The organism is Gordonia sp. G4, assembly GCF_057770005.1.
Map to the genome: position 1 here is coordinate 2,232,222 of NZ_CM173442.1, position 22,152 is coordinate 2,254,373.

Here is a 22,152-nt window from a genome sequence, read left to right on the forward strand (position 1 = left end):
CCCGGCGGGGTGTCACGGGCGAACACCCGCGGTCGCTACTTTACCGTTGCCCGTATGTTCCGGTTCGACTGGCTCCGGCGTACCGCCGTCATCACCGCCGCTGCCCTGCTGGTATTCGGCCTCGTCGCGGGTTGTGCGGACGAGGAACAGGCCGGTCCGGACGGCGTCCAGCTGCCGTCGGATTTCCCGGTCACGCAGGTGCCTCTGATCGACGGTCACGTGCTCTCCGCCGGTGGCCGTCGCTCCGACGGCTGGGAGGTCACGGTGCAGGGTCCGGTCAATGCCGGCAATCAACTCGAGGCCGCGACCGAGACGCTGACCGAGGCCGGCTTCGCCGAGTCGCATCGGTCGACCGAGGGCGGCCAGTCCGTCGTCGTCATGTCCGCGACCAAGGAGGGCGCGACCTACTGGGTCCAGATCGGCGCGTCCCCGCAGGCCGCGGGCGGCGGGTCGTCGGTCTTCTATCTCGTCAACGTGGAGTAGCCCGCGCCGCTCCCTCGTCGTCGATCGGTCACGACCGCCCGATCCACCCCGGCTGTGCCCCCACGGGAAGCTGCGATACATCGGACACAAGATGTCAGCTGTTGACCTAACACCTTTCGGTTATTAAGCTGCGTTGTGACCCGCTTCACAGGCGGCGCAACGGTGTGGTCCGCGCTGGTCGCCGCGTATTCCTCGAGGGAGAACTGCCTTTCATGACAATCACAGAACAAGTGACCGATCCGCTCGCCACCGTGTCCGATCGCGAGAAGGTGTTCATCGGCGGCCGCTGGGTCGAATCGACCGGCGACGAGTGGATCGAGGTCGTCGACTCGTACTTCGAACGCACCGCCGCCCGGGTCCGGGCCGCGACGGCCGAGGACATGGGGCGTGCGGTCGAGGCGGCCCGCACCTCCTTCGACAAGGGTGAGTGGGCGCGCAAGCCCATTGCCGAGCGTGCCGCGGTCATCGACACGATCGCCGACCGGCTCGAAGCCCGGACCGCCGAGCTGACGACGCTGGGCATCGTCGAGGTCGGCGTGCCCGTCCCGGTGAGCGCGATGACGCAGCAGATGACGGTCGGACTGTTCCGCGCGGTGGCCGAGGAGGCTCGCAAGGTGACACTCCGCGAGGATCGGACGCGGGCCGACGGCGGGATCTCCCGCATCCTCAAGGAGCCGAGCGGCGTGGTCGCGGCCATCATCCCGTGGAACGGCCCGATCGGGACGATCGCCTTCAAGGTGATCCCGGCCCTCGCCGCCGGGTGCTCGGTGGTACTCAAGACCTCGCCCGAGGCGCCCCTGTCGCCGTCGGTTTTCGCCGACGTGGTCGGTGAACTCGTCGACGAGGGTGTGATCCCCGAAGGCGTTCTCAGCGTGGTCGTCGCCGATCGCGAGGTGTCCGAGGCGCTCGTGACCGATCCACGGGTCGACCACATCACGTTCACCGGGAGCACCGCGACCGGCCGCCGGATCATGAACCTCGCCGGCGATCGGGTCGCGAAGGTCTCGCTGGAGCTCGGCGGCAAGTCGGCGGCCATCATCCTCGACGACGCCGACCTGAACACGGTGATGCAGAACCTGCCGATGGCGGGTTGCCTGCAATCCGGACAGGCCTGCATCGCCCTGACGCGCGTGCTGGTCTCGCGGTCGCGCCACGATGAGATCGTGGAGGCGTACAAAGCCGCCCTGGGCCTGATTCCCATCGGAAACCCTTGGGAGGAAACGAATTTCCTGGGACCGCTGACCTCCGCGCGGCAGCGGGACCGGGTGGAGGGTTACATCGAGGCGGCCAAGAAGGACGGCGCCGAGATCGTCTACGGCGGTGAGCGCGTCGGCGATCAGGGGTTCTTCGTCCAGCCGACGATCGTCGACAACGTGCGCAACGACATGACCATCGCGCAGGAAGAGGTCTTCGGTCCGGTCATCTCGATCATCACCTACGAGGACGAGGACGACGCCGTGGCCATCGCCAACGATTCCGAGTACGGCCTGTCGGGTGCGGTGTTCACCTCGGACGTGGAGCACGGATTCGAAGTGGCGCAACGTATCCGGACCGGAACCGTGAACGTGAACACCTCGGTCATCGACTTCACGCTCCCGTTCGGCGGGTACAAGCAGTCGGGTGTGGGTCGCGAGGGTGGCCCCGAAGGGCTCGAGGAGTTCTTCGAGCTGAAGACCGTTCATCTCCCGGCACCACAGCCGTCCGCCTGACCTCCATAACCGAATAAACCTGCGGGCGTGGCGATCCCACCGGGATCGCCACGCCGGCAGGTCCGCGTACGCGACGGCGTGGCCTTCTGTCACGCCGTTTCGCCATGCCCTCATCCCGTGTCGTGCGGTCGTCGTCCGCTCGGCTCGGTGGACGTAACACAGTGCGGCAACGTGCTTCTCGACTTCCCAAGCTGCTGACAAATATCGCTTGACGTCTCATGTCTTTCGGCTTACCGTGGTGATACGGGGGTGGCGGGCGTCACAGTACGGACAGCCTCCAGCATCACCCACCACTCCGTGATCCGCGCGGTGTCGAGTTGTCCGAGAAGGCATCTCGGGCGGCATCCGCTCTCTCCATCGAAGCAAGGAATCGAACTCATGAAACTCGAAGGCAAAGTTGCGCTCATCACCGGCGCGGGTTCCGGCCTCGGCAGGCAGTCGTCGCAGCTGTTCGCCGCCGAGGGTGCCAAGATCGCCATCGTCGACATCGACGGAGATCGTGCCGAGCAGAGCGCGAAGCTCGTCGAGCAGCAGGGTGGCGAAGCCATCGCCATCACCGCGGACGTCGCCAGCAAGCCCGACATCACGGCCGCGGTCGATCAGACCGTCGCGCACTTCGGCAAGCTCGACATCGCCTGGGCCAACGCCGGAGTGGTGTCTCGCGGCGGCGTCCCCAGCGTCGCCGGCGGCGAGCAGGTGAACTTCGAGGACCTCACCGAAGAAGACTGGAACAACGTCCTCGGTGTGAATCTCAGCGGCGTGATCTTCACCGCCCAGGCGGCGGTGCCCGCGCTCAAGCGCAACGGCGGTGGCACCATCATCGCCACCTCGTCGGCCGCATCGTTCCTCGCATACCACCAGATCGCGCTCTACTCGGCGACCAAGGCCGGGGTCAACGGCCTCGTCCGCGGCCTGAGCCTCGACCTGGGCCCCTACGGTATCCGGGTGAACGGCATCGCGCCGGTGCACGGTATGTCGCCCAACTTCCTGATGCCCGCGGGTTCGCCGGTCGTCGGGCAGTCCTACGAAGAGGTTGCGGGACCGTGGGATCCGTACGTGTCCCCGATTCCGCTGAAGCTCAACCGTCCGCCGTCACTGGTCGACAACGCCAAGATCGCCCTGTTCCTCGCCTCGGACGATGCGGCCTACATGTCCGGTCAGGTCATCAGCTCGGCGGATGGCGGAACGCTTTCCCGCGTGGGTATGTGGTTCCCCGAGGACCTCGACCAGAAGAACCCGAACGCCTGACCATGTCCCCTCAGCCCAGCACTCTCACCGTGGATCGCGTGGCGTGCGCCGGGCACGGCCTCTGCTACGGGGTCGCCCCTGATCTGATCGATGCCGATGATCAGGGCGACCCCGTGGTGCCCGAACGCCCTCTCGCGCCGGGCGAAGCGGCTCTGGCCCAAGAAGCCGTCGCCATGTGTCCAGAACGCGCACTGGCGCTGCAGACCACCGAAGCCCCCACTCCCAAGGACCAGTGATGACAACTACGGAACGGTCCCGCGAGGACGTCACCGTCGACTTCGACGTGTACGACCAGTCCATCGCAGCCCCGATCGATCGATTCCAGGAACTCGCAGCAGACCTCGCGGCCAAGGGCCCGGTGGTCTATTCCACCGCCCACGGCGGCCACTGGATCGTGACCCGCTACAGCGAGATCCACGAGGTTCTGCGCGACGCAGAGACCTTCTCCAGCTACCCCAACAACCTCGTGACCAACGAGGCGTTCGGCAAGTTCATCCCGATCGAGCTGGACCCGCCGGAGCACACCGGCTACCGCAAAGCACTGCAGCCGCTGTTCGGTCCCGCACGCATGAAGACGTTGTCGGACAGCATCCGGGTCGTCGTCAACGATCTGCTCGACGGTTTCGCGCCCAAGGGTGAGGCCGAGTACATCTCGGAGTTCGCCCATGAACTGCCGGCGCGAATCTTTCTGGCCCTGATGGACTGGCCGATCGAGGACGCACCGCTGTTCACCGAGGCCACCGACGTCGTCCTCTTCGGCAAGCCGGGTGGCACCGAGGAGGAGTCGCTCGAGGCGCGCGGCATCGCCGGCATGCAGATGCTCGGCTACTTCCAGAAGATGGTCGACGAGCGCCGCGCGAACCCGGGTGACGACGTCACCTCGCAGCTCATCCACACCGAGGTGGAGATGGAGGACGGACTGCGCCTCCTCACCGACGAAGAGCTGAACCGGATGTTCTTCCTGCTGCTCATCGCGGGACTGCACACCGTCCAGGGCTCGCTGGCGTGGGCCATCGTCCACCTGGTGAACAACCCCGAGCAGCGACAGAGCATCGTCGACGACCCGGACATGATCCCGACGGCCGTGGAGGAGATCCTGCGCATCGAGGCCGCCGTCGTTCCCGGGCGGCGTGCCACGCGGGACGTCGAACTGGGCGGGGTGACGATCGCCGAGGGTGAGCAACTCATCCTCATGCTGTGCTCGGCCAATCGGGACGGTGAGGAGTTCGACGAACCGGACGAGCTCGATCTGACCCGGAAACCGAACCGTCACCTCGCTTTCGGCGGCGGTGCGCACCGTTGCCTGGGCTCGCATCTGGCCCGTATCGAGCTGACCATCGCCCTCGAGGAGATCCACCGTCGCATCCCGGATTACCAGCTGGTCGCGTCCGACCCGCCGGTCTTCCACGCAAGCCAGGTCCGGGGTTGTGTGCGGATGCCGATCCGTTTCACGCCGGAATCCTGACCGCCGGTCTCCTCGACGAGCGGTCGTCGACCACCGGTGCGGCGGGTTGCCGTCCTCGCCCGCCGCACCGGTTTCACGTCCGCGCACGATGCGGCACCGCCCGACGGCCGATTGCTCGTTAAAACTTATTACTGTAGGTTTAAGGAGTGTCGTCCCGGCCCGGGCGAGCACGCTCCCACTCGCAACAACCGCTCCATCACGGAGGGAATCATGACCACTTCGCTTCCCCGTCAGGATCGAATCCGACGTGCGCTCGAACTCTTGCGCAACGAGACGACGGACAAGTTCGACGAGCTCGTGCAGTTCGAGCCCGACGAGTTCACCGATCCGGTGCTCGCCAAGGACGAGCGCGACCACATCTTCGGTCGCGTGCCGTCGATCGTCGCGCATGGAAGCGAGATCTCGCGTCCGAATGACTTCGTCACCGTGCAGATGCCGCGCAACAACATCATCGTGGTGCGTCAGAAGGACGGAAGTGTCAAGTCTTTCGTGAATCTGTGCCGGCACCGCGGAGCGATGCTGGAGCAGAGCGAGAAGGGCCGCTGCCGGATCTTCTCGTGCGGTTACCACCGGTGGTCCTACGATCCGGACGGTTCGCTGCGGACGATCACACGCGACGCGACGTTCGGCGAGGTGGACCGAAAAGAGCACGGACTCATCGAGATCCCCACCGAAGAGCGCCACGGCTTCATCTGGGTGGTGGACAACGCACACGCCGAGATCGACGTCGCGGCGTGGCTCGGACCCGACATCGATCCGATGCTCGCCGAGTACGAGATGGACAAACTCGTGTGTTTCCGGGCGGGTGGATTCGACGAACCCACCAACTGGAAGATCATGCAGGACGCGTTCCTGGATGGCTACCACATCCAGTACGCCCACCCGAACACCGCCGGCAAGATCATCCACACCAACGTGATGGCGTTCGAGGACTTCGGCCGGCACTGCCGGTTCATCGCGCCGCGTAAATCGATCGACCGGTTCCTCGAAGAGGACCCCGGTGACATCCCGCTCGACAAGTACGTCACCGAGACCCACTTCCTGTTGCCCAACAGCACCCTGCTGCGCCAGCCGGACCACTTCCAGCTCTTGACCTTCCGGCCGCATCCCACCGACCCGACGAAGTCGCGGATGGAGCAGCGGCTCCTGGTGCCGAAGGTCGAGGACAGCGGGATGACGCCGGAGAAGTGGGACCGGATCTGGAACAAGAACTGGGAGATCCTGATCGCGGTGCTGCATCAGGAGGATTTCCCCCTGCTGCGCGACTCGCAGCGAGGCATGGGCAGCGCGGATGCCGGCGACATGCTGCTCGGTCGCAACGAGATCGCCAACCAGGTCTTCCGCCGGGAGACCAAGAAACTCGTCGCGCAAGGCCGCGCCGAACGCAACGCCTGACGATCGCGGTCGGGTCGCCGAAAAGCGTCCCGACCGCCGAACGTCGGATTTATCCTGTCCACGTCAGACGCCTCGCAGCGAATGACGATCCACCGCAGATCCCTTGGTACACAGAGGAAAGAACGAACATGACCGCAACAATCGGCAAAGCACTCGATTGGTGGGCCCGCACCAAAGGCGACACCACCGCGGTGGTGTTCTCCGGCGCGGAGCTCTCGTACCGCGCACTGCGGGACTGGAGCAGTCGCATCGCGCGCCTCCTCGTGGAGACCAAGGGGGTCGCACCCGGCGATCGCGTCGGCCTGCTCGGTCCGAACTCGCTGGAGTGGCCGGCCGCGGCCCTCGGCGTACTCAAGTCCGGTGGCGTGCTGGTGCCGCTCAACAGCCGGTACCGTCCCGCTGAGCTGCGCAAGATCGTCGACGATGCCGGGATCGGCGTCGTGATCGTGGCACCCGGGTTCGAGCAGCTCGCCGAGGACACCTCGGCGGTCGGCGCGCCGTTCTCGGTCGTCCCGTTCGCCGAGTTCGACGCGATGCGAACCGGTGGCGCAGATGACTTCCGGGTCGATCTCGAACCCGACGAGCCGACCACGGTCTTGTTCACCAGTGGATCGACCGGACTGTCCAAAGGCGTCATCCTCACCAACCGCACCCTGATGTCGATCGTCCTCGAGAACACGCTGACCGAGGAGGGTTTCCGGCCGGGGACGACCACGCTGCTGGTACTCCCGCTGGCCTTCACCCCGGGGCTCGTGTACGGACTGCTGATCACCACCGTTCTGGGTGGCACGCTGATCGTCGAACCCGAGCTCAATCCGTCCAACGCCGTCACACTTCTCGAAAAGCATTCCGTGCAGGCGATTTTCGGCGTCCCGCTGATCTTCGAGGCCATCTCGCGGGCTCCGGAGTTCGCCGACGCGGATCTGAGTTCGGTCAAGACCGCCATCGTGGGCGGGGCGGCGGTGCCCGGACAACTGCTGAAGCGGTGGTCGGACAAGGGCGTACTGCTCCGCCAGATCTACGGCATGACCGAGGCCGGGGGAGTGGCCACGGCGACCGTACGCGAGGAGGCCCTGGAGTTCCCGGACCGGTGTGGCACCGGGTCGATCTTCACCGAGGTCAAGGTGTTCAACTCCGCGGGCGAGCCGGCCGCGCCGGGCGAGGAGGGTGAGCTCGTCGTACGCGGCCCGGGTGTGACGCCCGGTTACTGGAACGATCCCGAGACCACCGCGGAGGCCATCCGGGACGGATGGTTGCACAGCGGAGATCTCGGTGTGGCGGATGAAGACGGGCGGGTCCAGTTCGTCGATCGGCTCAAGGACCTGATCATCTCCGGCGGCATCAACATCTCGCCGGTGGAACTCGAGATCGCGATCGGTGCCATCGACGGGGTCGAGGAAGTCGCCGTCATCGCCGCGCACGACGACAGATTCGGCGAGACCCCCGCAGCGATCGTGACCGTCTCCGAGGACATGGAGGCGACGACCATCGTGGAGCACTGCAAGCAGGTGCTGGCCGACTTCAAGGTTCCGCGCTACGTGGTCATCCGGCAGGATCCGCTGCCCCGTCTGCCCAGCGGGAAGATCGCCAAGACCGTGATCCGGGACGAGTACAAGGACGTCGACACGAGGTTCGATCGCGTCCGTTGAGCCAGTCCGCAGCGGCCGGCGTCGTGGTGCACAAGCGCCACGACCCGGTCGTTTGTCGTCTCCGGCGTCGAGGCCGGCGGGTAGCATGGCACGACCGTCCCCGATTTGCGCGATACGCGGACACAGAACGCGATCTGTATCTTGTATCATTGTCCCCGGGAGGTAGACGTGGCGCGAAGGAAGACGGGCAACGTCCTCAGCGAGGACGTCGACGAAGCCCGTAAACAGATCATGGTGGCCGCCGAGCGCGTGTTCCAGCGGTACGGCGTCGCGAAGACGACGATGGACGACATCGGTCGAGAGGCCGGCGTCTCACGCCCGACCGTCTACCGGTATTTCAAGGACCGCGACGCCCTCATGTCGGCCTTGATCGAGCGGCGCTCACGAACCCTGTTCGAGAAGGCGCGCAAGTATCTCCTCGAGCACGAGACGTTCTCCGAGCAGCTCGTCGAGGGTCTGATCTTTCTGGTCGAGCGAGGCCGTCGCGACCCGCTCATCCGGATCCTGGTGAGTCCGGAGCACATGCAGTTGGCCGAATCCCTGGTCGGGAGTTCGGGCCTTGCGGCTCGGTTGACCGCCGAGATGTGGGACCCGATCATCGAGCGTGCGATGGACCGTGGCGAAATACGGCGGGATCTCGACAAGGAGAAGATCGCCGAGTGGATCGCGCTGGTCCAGTTCATCCTCGTCGGCCGACTGGATTTCGATCGGCCCGACGACCCCCAGCATCGGGAGATGTTGCGCGATTTCGTGCTTCCGGCGTTCATGCCGAGCGCGGTGCCCGCGGCCGAGCTGAAACGCTGACCGCGGAAGGCATGTCGCCGGACCCGGTGGTGTCGAGTCCGGCGACCGGCGCCTAACCCCGGATCAGATCCCGGTGGATGATCTCTTTCATGATCTCGTTGGTCCCGCCGTAGATCCGCTGGATACGTGCGTCGATGTACGCCTTCGCCACCGGGTACTCCATCATGTAGCCGTATCCGCCGTGGAGCTGCACGCCCGCGTCGATGACCTTGTCCTGCAGTTCGGTGGCCCACAGCTTGGCCTTGGCGGCGTCGACCGCGGTGAGGGTTCCCCGGTTGTACTCCCGCACGCACCGGTCGATGTACGCCCGGGAGACCTCGATCGCCGTGCGGAGTTCGGCGAGGGTGAACCCGAGTCCCTGGAACTCGCCGACCCGCTTGCCGAAGGCCTTGCGCTCCTTGATATACGAGAGGGTCCACTCGAAGACGGCCTCGGCCGACACCTGCGCGGCGATGCCGATTCCGAGCCGCTCCAGCGGCAGGCTCTGCATCAGGTAGGCGAACCCCGATCCTTCCTCACCGAGGAGGCTCGTGGCGGGTACGCGTACCTCGTCGAACGACAGTTCGGCGGTGTCCTGGGCATGGAGGCCGACCTTGTCGAGTTTGCGGCCCCGCGTGAAACCCGGTGTCCCGTCCTCGACGACGAACAGGCTGAATCCGCGTGAGCCGGCATCCGCATCGGTCCTGGCGAATACGATCACGAGATCGGCGAGGATGCCGCTGGTGATGAAGGTCTTCGAACCGTTGATGACCCAGTCGGTGCCGTCGCGTCGCGCCGTGGTGGTGATCGCGCGCAGGTCGCTGCCGGCCGCGGGCTCGGTCATCGCGATCGCGCCGATGGTGTCGCCGGTGACGAAACCCGGCACCCAGCGCTTCTTCTGCTCGTCATCGGCATGGCGGAGTAGGTAATTCAGCACGATGTCGTCATTGGTGGAGAAACCGGACTGCAGTGCCGAGGCGCCCACTCTCGCGATCTCGGTCTGGATGGCGACGCGGAAGCAGTAGTCCGTCTCGCCGGGGCCGCCGTATTCGAGCGGCACCGCGAGACCGAGGATGCCCTGCGCTCCCGCCGCACGCCATGTCTCGCGATCGATCAGGCGGTCGGCATCCCATTTCTCCATCTTGGGGACGACATGTCTGGTCACGAAAGCGCGTACCGAATCCCGGAACAGCTCGTGGTCGGCGTCGAAGAGGTCTGTCTGCATTGGTTCTCCTGTGGTGCTGGTGCTGGTGCTGGTGCGGTTGATGCCGGGAAGTGCCCGGCGCCGCGGTGAAGCCGGGGAAACGGTCAGTGTCCAGAGGTCCCGCCGTCGACGGCCAGGATCGATCCGGTGATGTACGACGCGGCCGGACTGGCGAGAAAGAGTACGGCGGCGTCGATTTCGCGCTGTGTGCCCATCCGTCCGAGGGGGCAGCCGTGGAGGAAGTCGGCGCGAGCGCCGTCCGACATCTCGGCGATCATGTCGGTCTCGACGAAACCGGGTGCGATCGCATTGACCCGGATTCCCTTACGACCCGACCACTGGTTGGACAGGTCTCGGGTCAGGCCGACGACACCGGCCTTGCTCGAGGAATACGCCGCCTGCGGCAGCGCGGACTTGATGAGACCGAGCATGCTGCCGACGTTGACGATGCTCGATCCGGGCTCCATCACCCGGGCGCATGAGCGCGCCATCCAGTAGGTGCCCAAAAGATTGACATCGAGCACCGCCCGGAAGTCCTCGGGCAGTTCGCGGGTGGCCGGGGCGGAGTGGGTGAGTCCGGCGTTGTTCACCAGGATGTCGACGCGCCCGAAATGCTCCATCGCGGCCCGGACCACCTCGTCGCATCGGTCCGGATCGGTGACATCGGACGGGATCTCGAGCGCGCGCCGGCCGAGCGCACGTACATCGTCGGCCGACTCGCGCAGCGGTTCGGGCCGGCGACCGGTCATGACCACGTCGGCTCCCGCTTCGGCGAGTGCACGGGCGAACCCCGCGCCGAGTCCGGAGCCCGCGCCGGTCACGATCGCCACGCGTCCGTCCAGTCGGAACAGGTCCAGCAACGGGGTTGTCGGGGCGGACGGGTGCGTGTCCATGGGTCTCCTCTCGTCTGAACGACCCCGCGGGCAAATGCACCGAGGTTGTCGGATTTAATCTAACAGAATAAGGTTTAACGAGATGCCGGGCCGTGCGACCCTCCTGTCCACGAGTGCGGATCACGAATCCAGGAGGATGCTCATGACAGCAGGCGAGACCGATTCCGGGCACGGTTCATCCGTGGTCGACTACGAAGTGCGCGAACACATCGCGGTCATCACCCTCAACCGGCCCGAGGCGATGAACGCCGTGAACTCGGCACTCTCCGTCGGCGCCGGCGCGGCCCTCGAGAAGGCGGCGCTCGACCCGGAGGTGCGCGTCGTCGTCCTGACCGGTGCGGGACGGGCGTTCTGTGCCGGCGCCGACCTGAAAGAGATCGCGGCGGGTAACCGTATCGACGACCCGGAACACCGTGAATGGGATTTCGCCGGCATCGTGCGACATCACATCGCGAAACCGGTGATCGCGGCGGTCAACGGTTTCGCGCTCGGCGGTGGAACCGAGATCGTGCTCGCGGCCGACCTCGCGGTGATCGACGAGGAGGCATCGGTCGGTCTGCCCGAGGTGCGGCGGGGTCTCATCGCCGCCGCCGGCGGACTGCTGAGAATCCACCGGCAGGTCCCGCAGAAGGTCGCCGCCGAGATCGCACTCACCGGGGCGCCGATCTCCGCCCGGCGGGCGTACGAACTGGGGCTGGTCAATCGGGTCGCGCCTGCGGGTACCGCCCTTGCCGTCGCACTCGAACTCGCGGCCCTGATCGCGGCCAACGCGCCCGTCGCCGTCTCGGAGAGCAAGCGGGTGATGCACGAGACGTCGAAGTCCCAGCGCGGGTGGGACGACGATTCGTGGCAGGTCAACGCCTCGGCCATCCGGACGGTGTTCTCCAGCGCCGACGCGCGGGAAGGGCCCCGCGCCTTCGCCGAGAAGCGTGCACCGAAGTGGAGCGGCCGATGACCGGGGTGGCGCAGGTGACCGAGTCCGGTGTCGTGATCGTCGAGCGAGTGGGCGCCGTTGCGGTCGTTCGCCTGAACCGGCCGGAACGACTGAATGCCTTCACCGAGGACATCCGCGCACAACTCATCGCGGCCTTCGACACCTGCGACGCAGACGACGACGTGCGAGCGGTCGTCCTCACCGGAACCGGCCGGGCCTTCTGTGCCGGAGCGGATCTCGCAAGCGGTGGCGACACGTTCCTGCCCGAGGACAAGGGTGCCGACGGCTCATTCCCGGCCGACGCGGGCGGGCAGGTGGCTCTGCGCATCTACCGGTCGAAGAAGCCGGTCATCGCCGCGATCAACGGTCCCGCCGCGGGTGTGGGAGTCACCATGACCCTTCCGGCCGACGTCCGGATCGCCTCGGACACGGCGAAATTCGGATTCGTGTTCACCCGTCGCGGGCTCGTACCCGAAGCATGCTCCACCTGGTTCCTTCCTCGGGTCGTCGGTATCTCGACTGCTGCGGAATGGACCCTGGGTGGGCGCATGGTGCCGGTCGGCGAGGCCCTCGACCGCGGCCTGGTGCGCGAGGTCGTGCCCGCGGATCAGGTGCTCGCGCGAGCCCTCGAGATCGCGGAGGAGATGACCGCAGGGACGGCGCCGGTCTCGGTTGCACTGACGCGATCGCTGCTGTGGCGCGCGCTCGGCGCCTCCGGTCCGGAAGAGGCGCACCAGGCCGAGTCCGAGGTCCTGTATCGGCGCGGCTTGTCGGCGGACGTGCAGGAGGGTGTGGAGTCCTTCCTCGGCAAACGGCCCCCGCGGTTCCCGGATCGCGTGTCCGGGATCGAAGCCGATGCCTGACGCCGGGCGGAGAGTGATCGTGGACTGGGCGGCACGCTCCGTGCGGCCCTGAGTGTGGCCGGTTACCCACGCCACTCAGACCCCGCAGTGTGATTGACACCATATATAGACACTGCGTATGGTCGCGTTCATGACGCAAGCCACGACACATTCGACCCAGCTCCCGTACTCGGTCGACGAACTGACCCCTGGGTGGTTCAGCCACGCGCTGACCACTAGTGACGCCGCGGTGAGCGTCCTCGGTGTGGACATCTCCCGGATCATCTGGGGTTCGGCCACCAAGGTCTTCGCGACGCTCGAATTCTCGATCAATGAACGGGCCATCCCCTCTCACGTATGCGTGAAGGGTGGCTTCGACGAACGGAGCCGCGCGTACGGACTGGGACCGGCCTACGAGTTGGAGGGTCATTTCTACCGGGATCTCGCTCCGGACTTCGCCGCCGAGGTCCCGGCGAGTTTCTATTCGGCGACCGAGCACGATCAGGGCGTCATCATCATGGAGGACCTGACCGCACGTGGTGCCGAGTTCGGTCAGGCGACCGATCTGTGGCCGATCGACGACATCGCGACGACGCTGGAGGTCCAGGCGAAGTGGCATGCGGCGCTCTGGGGAAGCACCAAGGGTGAGCGAGCATGGCTTCCGGTGGGCGCCAAGGCGGCGCGCGATGCGTTCGACGTGATGTTGAGTCCCGAGGTGTTCCACCCGCTCATCGAGCGTCCTGAAGTTCCTGATCTGTCGGCAGGCCTTCGTGACGATGCGCGTGTACGACGAGGATTCGCGAGATTGTGGGAACTCGACGACGCCGCCGTGCACACCATCAACCACGGCGATGCACACTTCGCCCAGCTCTATCGCGTGCCGAACAGTGCCCCGGCGTTCTTGGACTGGCAGACCGCCTGCCTGGCGCCGTGGGCACACGACGTCTCCTACTTCATGGGTTCGGCACTCTCCATCGACGACCGCCGCACTCGCGAGCGGGAACTACTGCGGCACTACATCGATGCGCTCGCCGGTCACGGCGGGCCGCGGCTGGACGACGAAAGTGCCTGGTACGACTACCGACTCCATACCTTGCACGGCTTCGCGTGGATGTGTGTCCCGACGGTGATGCAGCCATCCGAAGTGGTCGAGGCGATGGCCCACCGTTACGGCGCCGCGCTCGAGGACCACGACCCCATCGGCATGCTGCTCGCCTGATCACGAGAAAAGGACTGATAAATGACAACTTTCGACAACAAATCGGTGGTCGTGACGGGTGCCGGTGGTGGGATCGGCGCGGCGATCGCCCGCAGATTCGCCGCACAGGGCGCACGGGTGCTGGTGGCCGACATCGACGGGGACGCGGCGGCCCGGGTCGCGGGAGACATCGGTGACACCGCTGTCGGCGCCGAGGTCGACGTCACCGATGCGGCGCAGGTCGAAGCGGTGATCGGAAGGGCCGTCGACGAATTCGGTGGCCTCGACGTCATGGTGAACAACGCGGGCATCGCGATCCTCGCGCCGGTCACCGAACTGACCGCTGAGGACTTCGATCGGATGATCGCGGTGAATCTCAAGGGAGTCTTCCACGGGATCAAGGCGGCGGTGCCGCATCTGGCCGCCCGCGGCGGCGGAGCCATCGTGAACACCGCGTCGTCGGCCGGCACCAACGGGATGCCCATGATCGGCGGCTACGCCGCCACGAAGGCAGCGGTCATCAATCTGACACGGACCACGGCAGTGGAACTGCGCCCGGCGAACATCCGGGTCAACTGTGTCGCACCGGCTTTCGTCGAGACCGCGTTGTCGGACAATCTGATGGAGGCGTTTCAGGCGGCGTCCGGGGGCGTCGACGCACACGAGTTCTTCACCCAGCACCAGGGCCGCCTCGGCAGGCCGGACGACGTCGCCCGTGCGGTCACCCATCTCGCCGAGGATGCGGGCGACTGGGTGACCGGTCTGACCTACGTCCTCGACGGCGGGTTCACGTCGTCGCCGATGTGACGGGCCAACGAGCTCGGGGGCGTCCGCCGGTCAGAAGATGATGAGCGGGCGCCCCCGTACTCCGCCTGCTTCGATCATCCGATGGGCATCGGCTGCCTCGTCCGGTGTGAATCGCCCGGCAACGTCGAGGAAACCGAAGACCCCCTGGTCTGCGAGGGCGGCCAGCTGCTCGAGTCCCGCAGTGTCCGAGAGGCGTTCACGCACCCACACCTCGCGGACCCGGATGCCGCGTTCCGGTGGCGCGCCGGTGAAGGTGCGTACGCACGCCAGAACGCCGCCGTCGGCGATGCACGGGTACAGCGACGAGCCGATCAGCGCGGTGTCGAGCACCCCGTCGACGCCGCCCCCCGCGGCCGCCCGGATGCGCTGCTCGACACCGGGTCCCCGTGCTACGACCTCGTCTGCACCGTGACTCCTGATGGTGTCCGCCTCCTCGGGACGGCCGTCGGCGATGACGCGGACACCGGCCCGTCGGGCGAGTGTCATCACGAATGCGGCGAGATGGCCCGCCCCGCCCGTGATCGCCAGTGTGGCACCGGGTTGCAGGTCCAGGATGCTGAGTGCTTCGAGTGCGGTCAGTCCGTTCATCGGCAGCATCGCCGCTTCTTCCACCGTGAGCGCCGACGGCTTGTGTACCACTGCGGCCGCGGGCGTCACGATCAGCTCGGAGTGCGCCCCGCCCTCTTGCCGGCGGGGCATCACGATTCCCATGACCTCATCGCCCACCGCGAACCGGTTCGACGACGAGCCCGGGCCGGCCGACTCGATCACCCCGGCGGCATCCATACCCGCGATATAGGGGGGATCGAACTGTTCGTATGCGGCGGCCACGAGACCGCTGCGCGTTGCGATGTCGGTGGGGTTGACGGCCGCGGCCCGCACTGCGATCCGCACTTCGCCCTCGCGCGGAGGACGTACGTCGACCTCGCGGACCTCGAGGACATCCGGAGGGCCGAACCGGGGTATGACAACTGCGCGCATGAGTGAGCCTTTCTCTGGGATTCAGGGTCGTCCGTATACAGCTGTGGTCAGCAACTCTCCGAGAAAGTCGGTGACCTGGTCCAGGTCGGTGAGGTTGTCGTCACCGGCCAGTGCGCCCGCGATCGATCTCTCGATGGTCCACAGGATCACGGCGGCGAGTTCGTCGGCCGGCGGGCCGGCGACGGCGATCCCGGATCGCCGATCAGTGGTGATCGTGTGCGCCAGATAGTCGGCCATCTGTGAGATCCCCTCCCGGTAGACCTCGCGGAGTTCGGGCCGCCTGGGCCACTCGAGCAGCGCGCTCGTCATCACCGACGTGGTCTGGGCATCTATCCGTAGCCACTCCCGCAGCACCGTACGAACAGCGGATCTGTCGGCACGGTCGATGGTGTCGAGTGCCTTGAGTCGTTCGACCGTCGAGGCGGCCACCTCTCGGTAGAGTTCGGCGAACACCGCGTTCTTGTTGTCGAAATAGAAGTAGAACGTCGACCGGGACAGACCCGCCCGCTGCACGATTCGCGCGACGCTGAGCTTGTCGAGAGGAAGTTCCAGCAACAATTCGCGGAGCGAGTCCAGGATCGCGGTCGACCTCGTGTCGGCCTCCGCGGCGGCGGGCTGCTCGGCCTCTGGCCGGGCCCACCCGGGTCGCTCCACCGTGGGCGTTGTGATGCGATCCGCGGTCGCGCCGTCTGTCGGGTCCGGGGGTCGCAGGACCGAGCGGGTGAGCCAGTGCACCGCGTCGACCGCGGACGAGAGGGCCGGGAGATGCGGATCGAGTCGGCGTGTGCAGACGTACATGACGCGTTCGATGCCACAGACGAGCACGGTGGCGATCATCTCCGCCGGTGCGCCATCGGGCGCGCGACCGCAATCGCGTTCGTGTCGGATCTGCTCTGCGACCCCCGTGACGAACCGGTCGAACGTGGGGCGCCACACCGTCTCGACGTCCGGGTTGGAGTGCATGTGCTCGACGACCGCACCGATGACCCCGCCGTGTGTCGCCCACATGTTCAGCGTGGGCGCGATGCTCGCCCGCATTCCGTGTGACCGGGCGCGACCCGGCGCGGTATCCCACAGTTGCGGGCCGTCGTAGGACTCGGCGAGCACGAGCTCGGCGAGGGCGACCAGGACGTCGTACTTCCCGGCGAAGTGGTGATAGAAGGCCGACCGGGAATGCGGTGTCCCGGAGATGATGTCGGCTATCGTCACGTCCTCGAACGACTTGTGCGCCAACAAGTCCTCCGTCGCGGAGAAGAACGAGGCCACGGTTGCGTCCGATGGCCTCGGCTCTCTACGACCTCGCGCCGACCCGCGAGCGACCCGCACCGCTCAACTCAGCTTCGCCGAACTGCCGCATCCGACTATCCCGCCGTCTAGGGGGATCACCGAACCCGTCATGTACTTCCCGGCGGCGCTGGCGAGGAAGATGCTGAGAGCCGCGATGTCGTCGGGTTCGCCGAGGCGGCCCAAGGGGATTCCTTCGACCACCCTGTCGAGCGCCTCGGGATTCTCGGTGACGAACCGCATCATCCGGCTCTCGAACGGACCCGGTGCAATCGCGTTGACGGTGATCGATTCGGTGGCAAGCTTTTTCGCCAGATGCCTGGTGAGGTGATGGAGGCCCGCCTTGCTCGCCCCATAGCTGAAGCTGTCCATCTCCGGCACGTTGATCCCATCGGTCGAGCCGATGTTGATGATCGTGGCGCGACCGGATTCACGTGCGGCACTGCGTAGTCCGGGGAGCAGTGCGACGGTGAGGTGGAAGACGCCTTCGAGGTTGGTGTGCATCACCTTGTCCCATCCCGCGTCGGGGAACTCCTCAAGAGGAGCACCCCAGGTCACGCCCGCGTTGTTCACGACGATGTCGAGTCGTTCGTCCTCGGCCAGCACCTGCGTGGCCAGTGCGCGCGCAGATCCGGGATCGGAGACGTCGCCGACGATCCCCGTGGCCGAACCCGACTCCGACAACCGCGCCACCGCGGCATCGACGCCGGCCTGCTTGCGTGATGACACGATGACGCGTGCGCCGGCTGCGGCGAAGCCCTCGGCGATCATCAGCCCGATTCCGCTCGTTCCGCCGGTCACGAGCGCTCGGGCGCCGGTGATGTCGAACAGTGGGTATGGCGAATTCCGGGTCATGGGTGCTCCTCGAACGGTCGGTGTACGGCCGACCATACACCGTGTTCGGACACGTTGACTGTGTTTTGGAGCACAACTAGCGTCGCAACCAGTGCGAGGTCATAGTCCAGACCAGGCCGCGCAAACCCGGCTCCCGGGCCTCAGCCGCAAGAACCGCAAGGAGGAATATCGTGACCGCTCAACTCATTCCGCAGATACGCGAGGGTTCGCTCGATGTGCCCGAGGGATTGCCCCGCGGCATCGACCTCGGACGCATCAACAATCGACAGGAAGCCGTGATGAAGTACGGCCGTGACTACGTGGAGCGCATGACCGATCATGCCCTCCTCGGCGACGATCACGCCTACCGCGCATTCCTGGATTTCAAGGACAAGTCGAAGAACGCGTCCTGGAAGATGTTCGAGCAGGCCCTCGACCACGGCATCGATTCGCTCGACGATCCCTCGGACGGCCTGGTCGGATTGTTCGAACAGCTCGACCACATCCCGGACTGGGTGGACTTCGACCAGCTGTATCGGGGTGCCGTCGCATACTGGCGAGTCGGCTCGGTGGCCGGCATGGTCCTGACGTATTCGTCCATCGGAGCCGGCTTTTCGATGTACAGCTCGACGCGGCCGGTTCTGTTCAGCGGCCGTCTGAAGGATGAGTCGGCCGTCGGTGGCAGACTGACCGAGAGCTTCCGCTACGTCGTCGCCGCGCACACCCCCGGCGGCATGCGCCGTGATCAGGACGGTTTTCGCCTGACCGCCAAGGTGCGCATGATCCACGCGGCGGTGCGGCACACGCTGAGCCATTCTCCGCATTGGGATTGGCCCAGTTGGGGACTGCCGATCAGCAACCTCGATTCGATGAACACCCAGGCGGGACAGTTCGGCACGCAGTTCGTCGACGGTGTCCGCGCCTCGGGGATCAGCATCAGCGATCGGGAAGAAGAGGACATCTTCGCGTTGTGCCGGTATGTGGGTTGGGTGATCGGGGTGCCCGAGGCCGTGCTGCACACAAACCCCGACGACGCCCGGATGAAGGTGAACTTCCACAAGCTCATCGAGCTGCCGGCCGACGACCTCTGCCGAGACGTGGTCAAGACGATCATCGAGTACAGCACCGAGAAGCCGCCGGGTGACGTGGAGATCCTGCCCGGACCGGTGGCCGCGTTCATGACCACCGAGCGGCGGCGGCATCTGGCGTGGGCGCTGATCCGGAACTGGCAGCCCGACTACGTCAGCGAGATGCTCGACGTGGAACGCACCCCGTGGCGTTTCGCGCTGCCGACAGTTCGCCCGCTGGTCAAGGCCTTTGACCGGGTGGCGCGAAAGCTGCCTCACGACGACGAGGCGAAGGCCTTCAAGACCCTCAGGCAGTTCACCACGGCGATCGCCACGCCGGAGGGCGGGAAGTCTGCCGAAGTCGCCGACCCGGACACGCTGACGAAAGACATCGCAGCCAACAAGGGCAAGGTCCCGAAGGCATCGATGCGATCGGCGGGCTGACGAGCCTGGTGGTGCGGGGAGTCCCAGGACCCCGCACCACCTGCTCGGGGTTCGTCCGTAACCGTCCCGTCCCGAAGTACCGAGGTATCCGACATGAAGGTGACCATCGACCTACCGGCCTGTTTCGGGCTGGGTGCGTGTGAAGCCGCCGCGTCCGAGGTGTTCGAGGTGGGTGACGACGGCAAGGTGCATCTGCTCGACCCACCCGGACCTCTCGAGGCCTACCGCCAACAGATCGAGGAGGCGGTCGACGACTGCCCGATGCGAGCGCTCCGAGTCGAGGGTTGAGGTCGCGCCCACCCTGGAACTCAGTGAAGAGGACAACATCTCCTCGACCGCGGGCATGGTATCCATCGTCGGGTCCCCGAATGTCGCCTACGTGGGCAGCAAGTTCGCCTCGCGCGGGATGACCAAACATGTTGCCGTGCAATACGGTCCCGACAACATCCGGGTGAACTCGGTCCATCCCGGCTATATCAAGACCCCGATGATGGCGGCCGCGAGCGGTGCCGATGGCGGCGGAATCGTTCCGTCGATTCCCCTCCGGCGGATGGCCGAACCCTAAGAGGTGTCCAAACTGGTCCTCTTCCTGGCCTCCGATGACTCGTCATACATCAGCGGTATGGAGCACGTCATCGACGCGGGTCTGACAGCGCAGTAGATTCCGCTCTTCCCGGTGACCCGGCGACGAGTCCGTTCGTCGGGTCACCGAGACGCGTCGGCGCGCGACCGCGGCCTGAACCGAGGTACCGGCCTGACGTCCGGAACCGGCGTGGTCTCCAGCCGTGCCCGGAGGTAGACACCGTCGAACCACCCATGGCATTCCGCGAACGAGAACAGTTCGCGGAGGTCGTCGTGCCATCGTCGGTCCTCGCCCAGGGACTGCAGCCACATCGAGTTGATGTGTGCGGAGTCGCCGTCGACATAGCCGATCCCTCGTCGACGCAACTGCTCCGAGGTCTCTGTGCCGTCCAGCGTGGTGCTGACCGACAGCGTCCGCAGGTCTGCTCGCTCGTGGACGCGGACGGTATTGGGTTCGACGCGAATTCTCATGGGGCTGTTCCAGATCATCGAGTGCCGCGAGATCAGCGGGCCGAGGATGAATAGATGTCGTCGATGATGTCTGCGTACTTCGTGGCGACGCCGCGTCGCTTGAGTTTCATCGTAGGGGTGAGTTCTTCCGAATCGGGCAGCCACTCGTCGGCGAGCAGGCGATACTGCTTGATCTGCTCGACGCGCGAGAGCTGCGCGTTGGCCCGTGCGACCGCCTCGTCGATCTCGGTGCGCAGGGACGCGTTCTCGACGAGGTCTGCCGACGATGTGTCGGCAAGTCCGTGCGAAGCGGCGAAAGTGCGTGCCGCATCGGGGTCGAGCACGAGGAGGGCCACGTTGTACGGACGACGGTCACCGACCACGCACGCTTGACCGATGAGCGGCGAGGCGCTCTTCAGTTTGCTCTCGATGTTGACCGGTGACATGTTCTTGCCGGCCGCGTTGATGATGAGTTCCTTCTTGCGGTCGACGATGGTGACCCAGCCCTCGTCGTCGATCTGGGCGATGTCACCGGTGTGGAGCCAGCCGAACTCGTCGATCGCTTCTGCGGTCTTCTCGGGGGCCTTGCGGTAGCCGCGCATGACGTGCGGGCCGCGCAGCAGGAGTTCGCCGTCGTCGGCGAGCTTGGCTTCCGTTCCCGGTTGTGCCAGGCCGACTTTGCCCACACGGATGTCGGTGGGGATGTTGGTGAACCCGAGCGCGCCGGTCTCCGACATCCCGAAACCCTCTTGCAGCGGCAGTCCGAGTGCGAGAAAGAACTCGTGTACCGCAGGTGCGATCGGCGCTGCGCCCGTCATGAGCAGCTCGACACGGTCCAGGCCGAGCTGGGCCCGCAGGCCGGCGAAGACGCGTTCGTCCGCGGCACCCACCGCATCTTCGAGGTCTGCGGGGACCGGCTCCCGGCGCTGCTGGATCTGGACGAGACGGGTCGCAGCGTCCACCGCGTCCGACGTCGCTTCACGTTGTCCGTCCGGCAGCGCCGCGAACCGCGCCATGAGACCCGCGCGGAGTTTCTCCCAGATCCGTGGAACACCCAGGAACCAGGTGGGACGCGCCTGCGCCACTGCGGCGAACACGGTCGTCGCGTCGCGGACGGTCGTGATGGGCCAGCCCGTGACCGTCGCCAGATAGTGGGAGAAGACCCGGTCGGCGGCATGCGCGGTGGGCAGGTAGCTGATGGCGGCTCCCTCTGCGACGAACGGGAACCGGAGGTTGCACGTGTACATCACGAACATCAGGTTGGCGTGGGTGAGTTCGACGCCCTTGGGATCTCCGGTGGTGCCGGAGGTGTAGATCAGCGTGGCCAGGTCGCTCGCACCGACCGAACGCCAGGTCTTCTCGAAATCGAAGTCCGCCGTACGCCGGTCACGAAGATCGTCGAGTGAGGTGATGGTGGCGGGACCGTTGTCGTGCACCGTGGATTCGTCGGCGGGACCCGTGATCACGATGTGCTTGACGGCGGGCGCCGCAGTGCGCTGGAGGACTCCGAGGAAGGCGGGATCGGCGACGACGACGGAGTTGCCGGCGTTGTCGAACAGGTAGCTGATCTGGTCCGGCGCGGAGGTGAGGTAGATCGAGAACGGGGTCGCGCCGAGGTGCAGCACCGCCATGTCGACGATGTGGAATTCGGGACTGTTCGGCAGCATGATCGCCACCGTGTCACCGCGCCCGACGCCGATGGCGGCGAGTCCGCTCGCGACGTCCTCTACCGCCGTGCGGTATTCCGACCAGGTGAGGCACCGGTCCTCGCCGAAGGCGATCAGGGCAGGCAGGTCGCGCCGGCTTGCGGCCGTCGCCTGAAACGCCTCGACCAGAGTGGTCGCCGAGATCCCCGGGGCGGCAACGGGTGCGGATGGGGCTTGGGGTGCTTGGGTCATCG

General features: G+C 66.2%; 21 protein-coding genes and 1 pseudogene. 15 read left to right on the top strand and 7 right to left on the bottom strand.

Features of this window, described 5'->3' with window-relative positions; genetic code table 11:
* Positions 1-54: 54 nt before the first annotated feature.
* The 8 genes from AC3B5T_RS09915 to AC3B5T_RS09950 all read left to right on the top strand — a co-directional run bounded on the left by AC3B5T_RS09915 (position 55) and on the right by AC3B5T_RS09950 (position 8,753).
* On the top strand, positions 55-483 hold the full coding sequence (locus tag AC3B5T_RS09915; RefSeq protein ID WP_055476511.1) for a hypothetical protein: 429 nt from the start codon (positions 55-57) through the stop codon (positions 481-483).
* A 212-nt stretch (positions 484-695) separates the two neighbouring features.
* Complete coding sequence (locus tag AC3B5T_RS09920; RefSeq protein ID WP_035717989.1) at positions 696-2,192, top strand: aldehyde dehydrogenase; 1,497 nt, start codon at positions 696-698, stop codon at positions 2,190-2,192.
* Between the two features lie 378 nt (positions 2,193-2,570).
* Positions 2,571-3,440 (top strand): SDR family NAD(P)-dependent oxidoreductase, encoded by an 870-nt coding sequence (locus AC3B5T_RS09925; RefSeq protein ID WP_055476512.1) that lies wholly within the window; start codon positions 2,571-2,573, stop codon positions 3,438-3,440.
* A 2-nt stretch (positions 3,441-3,442) separates the two neighbouring features.
* A complete protein-coding gene (locus AC3B5T_RS09930; protein WP_014925232.1) occupies positions 3,443-3,676 on the top strand; it encodes a ferredoxin in 234 nt (77 codons plus the stop codon).
* Complete coding sequence (locus AC3B5T_RS09935; RefSeq protein ID WP_010844039.1) at positions 3,676-4,905, top strand: cytochrome P450; 1,230 nt, start codon at positions 3,676-3,678, stop codon at positions 4,903-4,905. Before AC3B5T_RS09930 ends, AC3B5T_RS09935 begins: the two co-directional genes overlap by 1 nt.
* A gap of 210 nt (positions 4,906-5,115) precedes the next feature.
* Complete coding sequence (locus tag AC3B5T_RS09940) at positions 5,116-6,300, top strand: aromatic ring-hydroxylating oxygenase subunit alpha (protein WP_010844040.1); 1,185 nt, start codon at positions 5,116-5,118, stop codon at positions 6,298-6,300.
* A gap of 128 nt (positions 6,301-6,428) precedes the next feature.
* Positions 6,429-7,949 (top strand): class I adenylate-forming enzyme family protein, encoded by a 1,521-nt coding sequence (locus tag AC3B5T_RS09945; RefSeq protein ID WP_010844041.1) that lies wholly within the window; start codon positions 6,429-6,431, stop codon positions 7,947-7,949.
* Between the two features lie 168 nt (positions 7,950-8,117).
* Positions 8,118-8,753 carry a TetR/AcrR family transcriptional regulator gene (locus AC3B5T_RS09950; RefSeq protein WP_055476513.1) on the top strand — a complete coding sequence of 212 codons (636 nt, stop codon included), beginning with the start codon at positions 8,118-8,120 and terminating at the stop codon, positions 8,751-8,753.
* A 52-nt stretch (positions 8,754-8,805) separates the two neighbouring features.
* Here the strand turns inward: AC3B5T_RS09950 and AC3B5T_RS09955 are convergent, their stop codons facing one another.
* A complete protein-coding gene (locus tag AC3B5T_RS09955) occupies positions 8,806-9,957 on the bottom strand; it encodes an acyl-CoA dehydrogenase family protein (protein ID WP_055476514.1) in 1,152 nt (383 codons plus the stop codon).
* 83 nt (positions 9,958-10,040) lie between these two features.
* Positions 10,041-10,829, bottom strand: a complete 789-nt coding sequence (locus AC3B5T_RS09960; RefSeq protein ID WP_055476515.1) for an SDR family NAD(P)-dependent oxidoreductase — start codon at positions 10,827-10,829, stop codon at positions 10,041-10,043.
* A 142-nt stretch (positions 10,830-10,971) separates the two neighbouring features.
* Between AC3B5T_RS09960 and AC3B5T_RS09965 the strand changes: the two genes are divergently transcribed.
* From AC3B5T_RS09965 to AC3B5T_RS09980, 4 genes are all read left to right on the top strand, one after another.
* Entirely contained in the window at positions 10,972-11,784 is an 813-nt protein-coding gene (locus AC3B5T_RS09965; RefSeq protein WP_010844045.1) for a crotonase/enoyl-CoA hydratase family protein, read from the top strand.
* The gene (locus tag AC3B5T_RS09970; RefSeq protein ID WP_055476522.1) at positions 11,781-12,626 is read left to right on the top strand and encodes an enoyl-CoA hydratase-related protein; all 846 of its coding nucleotides are present in this window, start codon (positions 11,781-11,783) and stop codon (positions 12,624-12,626) included. The genes AC3B5T_RS09965 and AC3B5T_RS09970 overlap by 4 nt, the downstream gene beginning before the upstream one ends.
* 130 nt (positions 12,627-12,756) lie before the next feature.
* The gene (locus tag AC3B5T_RS09975; protein WP_231632767.1) at positions 12,757-13,824 is read left to right on the top strand and encodes an ecdysteroid 22-kinase family protein; all 1,068 of its coding nucleotides are present in this window, start codon (positions 12,757-12,759) and stop codon (positions 13,822-13,824) included.
* 21 nt (positions 13,825-13,845) lie between these two features.
* The gene (locus AC3B5T_RS09980) at positions 13,846-14,610 is read left to right on the top strand and encodes an SDR family NAD(P)-dependent oxidoreductase (protein WP_010844048.1); all 765 of its coding nucleotides are present in this window, start codon (positions 13,846-13,848) and stop codon (positions 14,608-14,610) included.
* A 30-nt stretch (positions 14,611-14,640) separates the two neighbouring features.
* Here AC3B5T_RS09980 and AC3B5T_RS09985 read toward each other — a convergent pair whose 3' ends face one another.
* From AC3B5T_RS09985 to AC3B5T_RS09995, 3 genes are all read right to left on the bottom strand, one after another.
* Complete coding sequence (locus AC3B5T_RS09985; protein ID WP_055476517.1) at positions 14,641-15,591, bottom strand: NADP-dependent oxidoreductase; 951 nt, start codon at positions 15,589-15,591, stop codon at positions 14,641-14,643.
* Between the two features lie 21 nt (positions 15,592-15,612).
* On the bottom strand, positions 15,613-16,857 hold the full coding sequence (locus AC3B5T_RS09990) for a TetR/AcrR family transcriptional regulator (protein ID WP_055476518.1): 1,245 nt from the start codon (positions 16,855-16,857) through the stop codon (positions 15,613-15,615).
* A gap of 63 nt (positions 16,858-16,920) precedes the next feature.
* Positions 16,921-17,730 (bottom strand): SDR family oxidoreductase, encoded by an 810-nt coding sequence (locus AC3B5T_RS09995; RefSeq protein ID WP_488358561.1) that lies wholly within the window; start codon positions 17,728-17,730, stop codon positions 16,921-16,923.
* Positions 17,731-17,900: 170 nt separating this feature from the next.
* Here AC3B5T_RS09995 and AC3B5T_RS10000 point away from each other — a divergent pair, with 170 nt between their 5' ends.
* The 3 genes and pseudogenes from AC3B5T_RS10000 (at position 17,901) to AC3B5T_RS10010 (ending at position 19,881) form a co-directional block, all read left to right on the top strand.
* A complete protein-coding gene (locus AC3B5T_RS10000; RefSeq protein ID WP_010844052.1) occupies positions 17,901-19,220 on the top strand; it encodes an oxygenase MpaB family protein in 1,320 nt (439 codons plus the stop codon).
* Positions 19,221-19,313: 93 nt separating this feature from the next.
* Positions 19,314-19,508 carry a ferredoxin gene (locus AC3B5T_RS10005; protein ID WP_010844053.1) on the top strand — a complete coding sequence of 65 codons (195 nt, stop codon included), beginning with the start codon at positions 19,314-19,316 and terminating at the stop codon, positions 19,506-19,508.
* 37 nt (positions 19,509-19,545) lie between these two features.
* Positions 19,546-19,881, top strand: a pseudogene (locus tag AC3B5T_RS10010) (SDR family NAD(P)-dependent oxidoreductase).
* 44 nt (positions 19,882-19,925) lie between these two features.
* Here AC3B5T_RS10010 and AC3B5T_RS10015 read toward each other — a convergent pair.
* The gene (locus AC3B5T_RS10015; protein WP_010844054.1) at positions 19,926-20,273 is read right to left on the bottom strand and encodes a hypothetical protein; all 348 of its coding nucleotides are present in this window, start codon (positions 20,271-20,273) and stop codon (positions 19,926-19,928) included.
* 32 nt (positions 20,274-20,305) lie between these two features.
* A complete protein-coding gene (locus tag AC3B5T_RS10020) occupies positions 20,306-22,150 on the bottom strand; it encodes an AMP-dependent synthetase/ligase (RefSeq protein ID WP_010844055.1) in 1,845 nt (614 codons plus the stop codon).
* Positions 22,151-22,152: the final 2 nt, after the last annotated feature.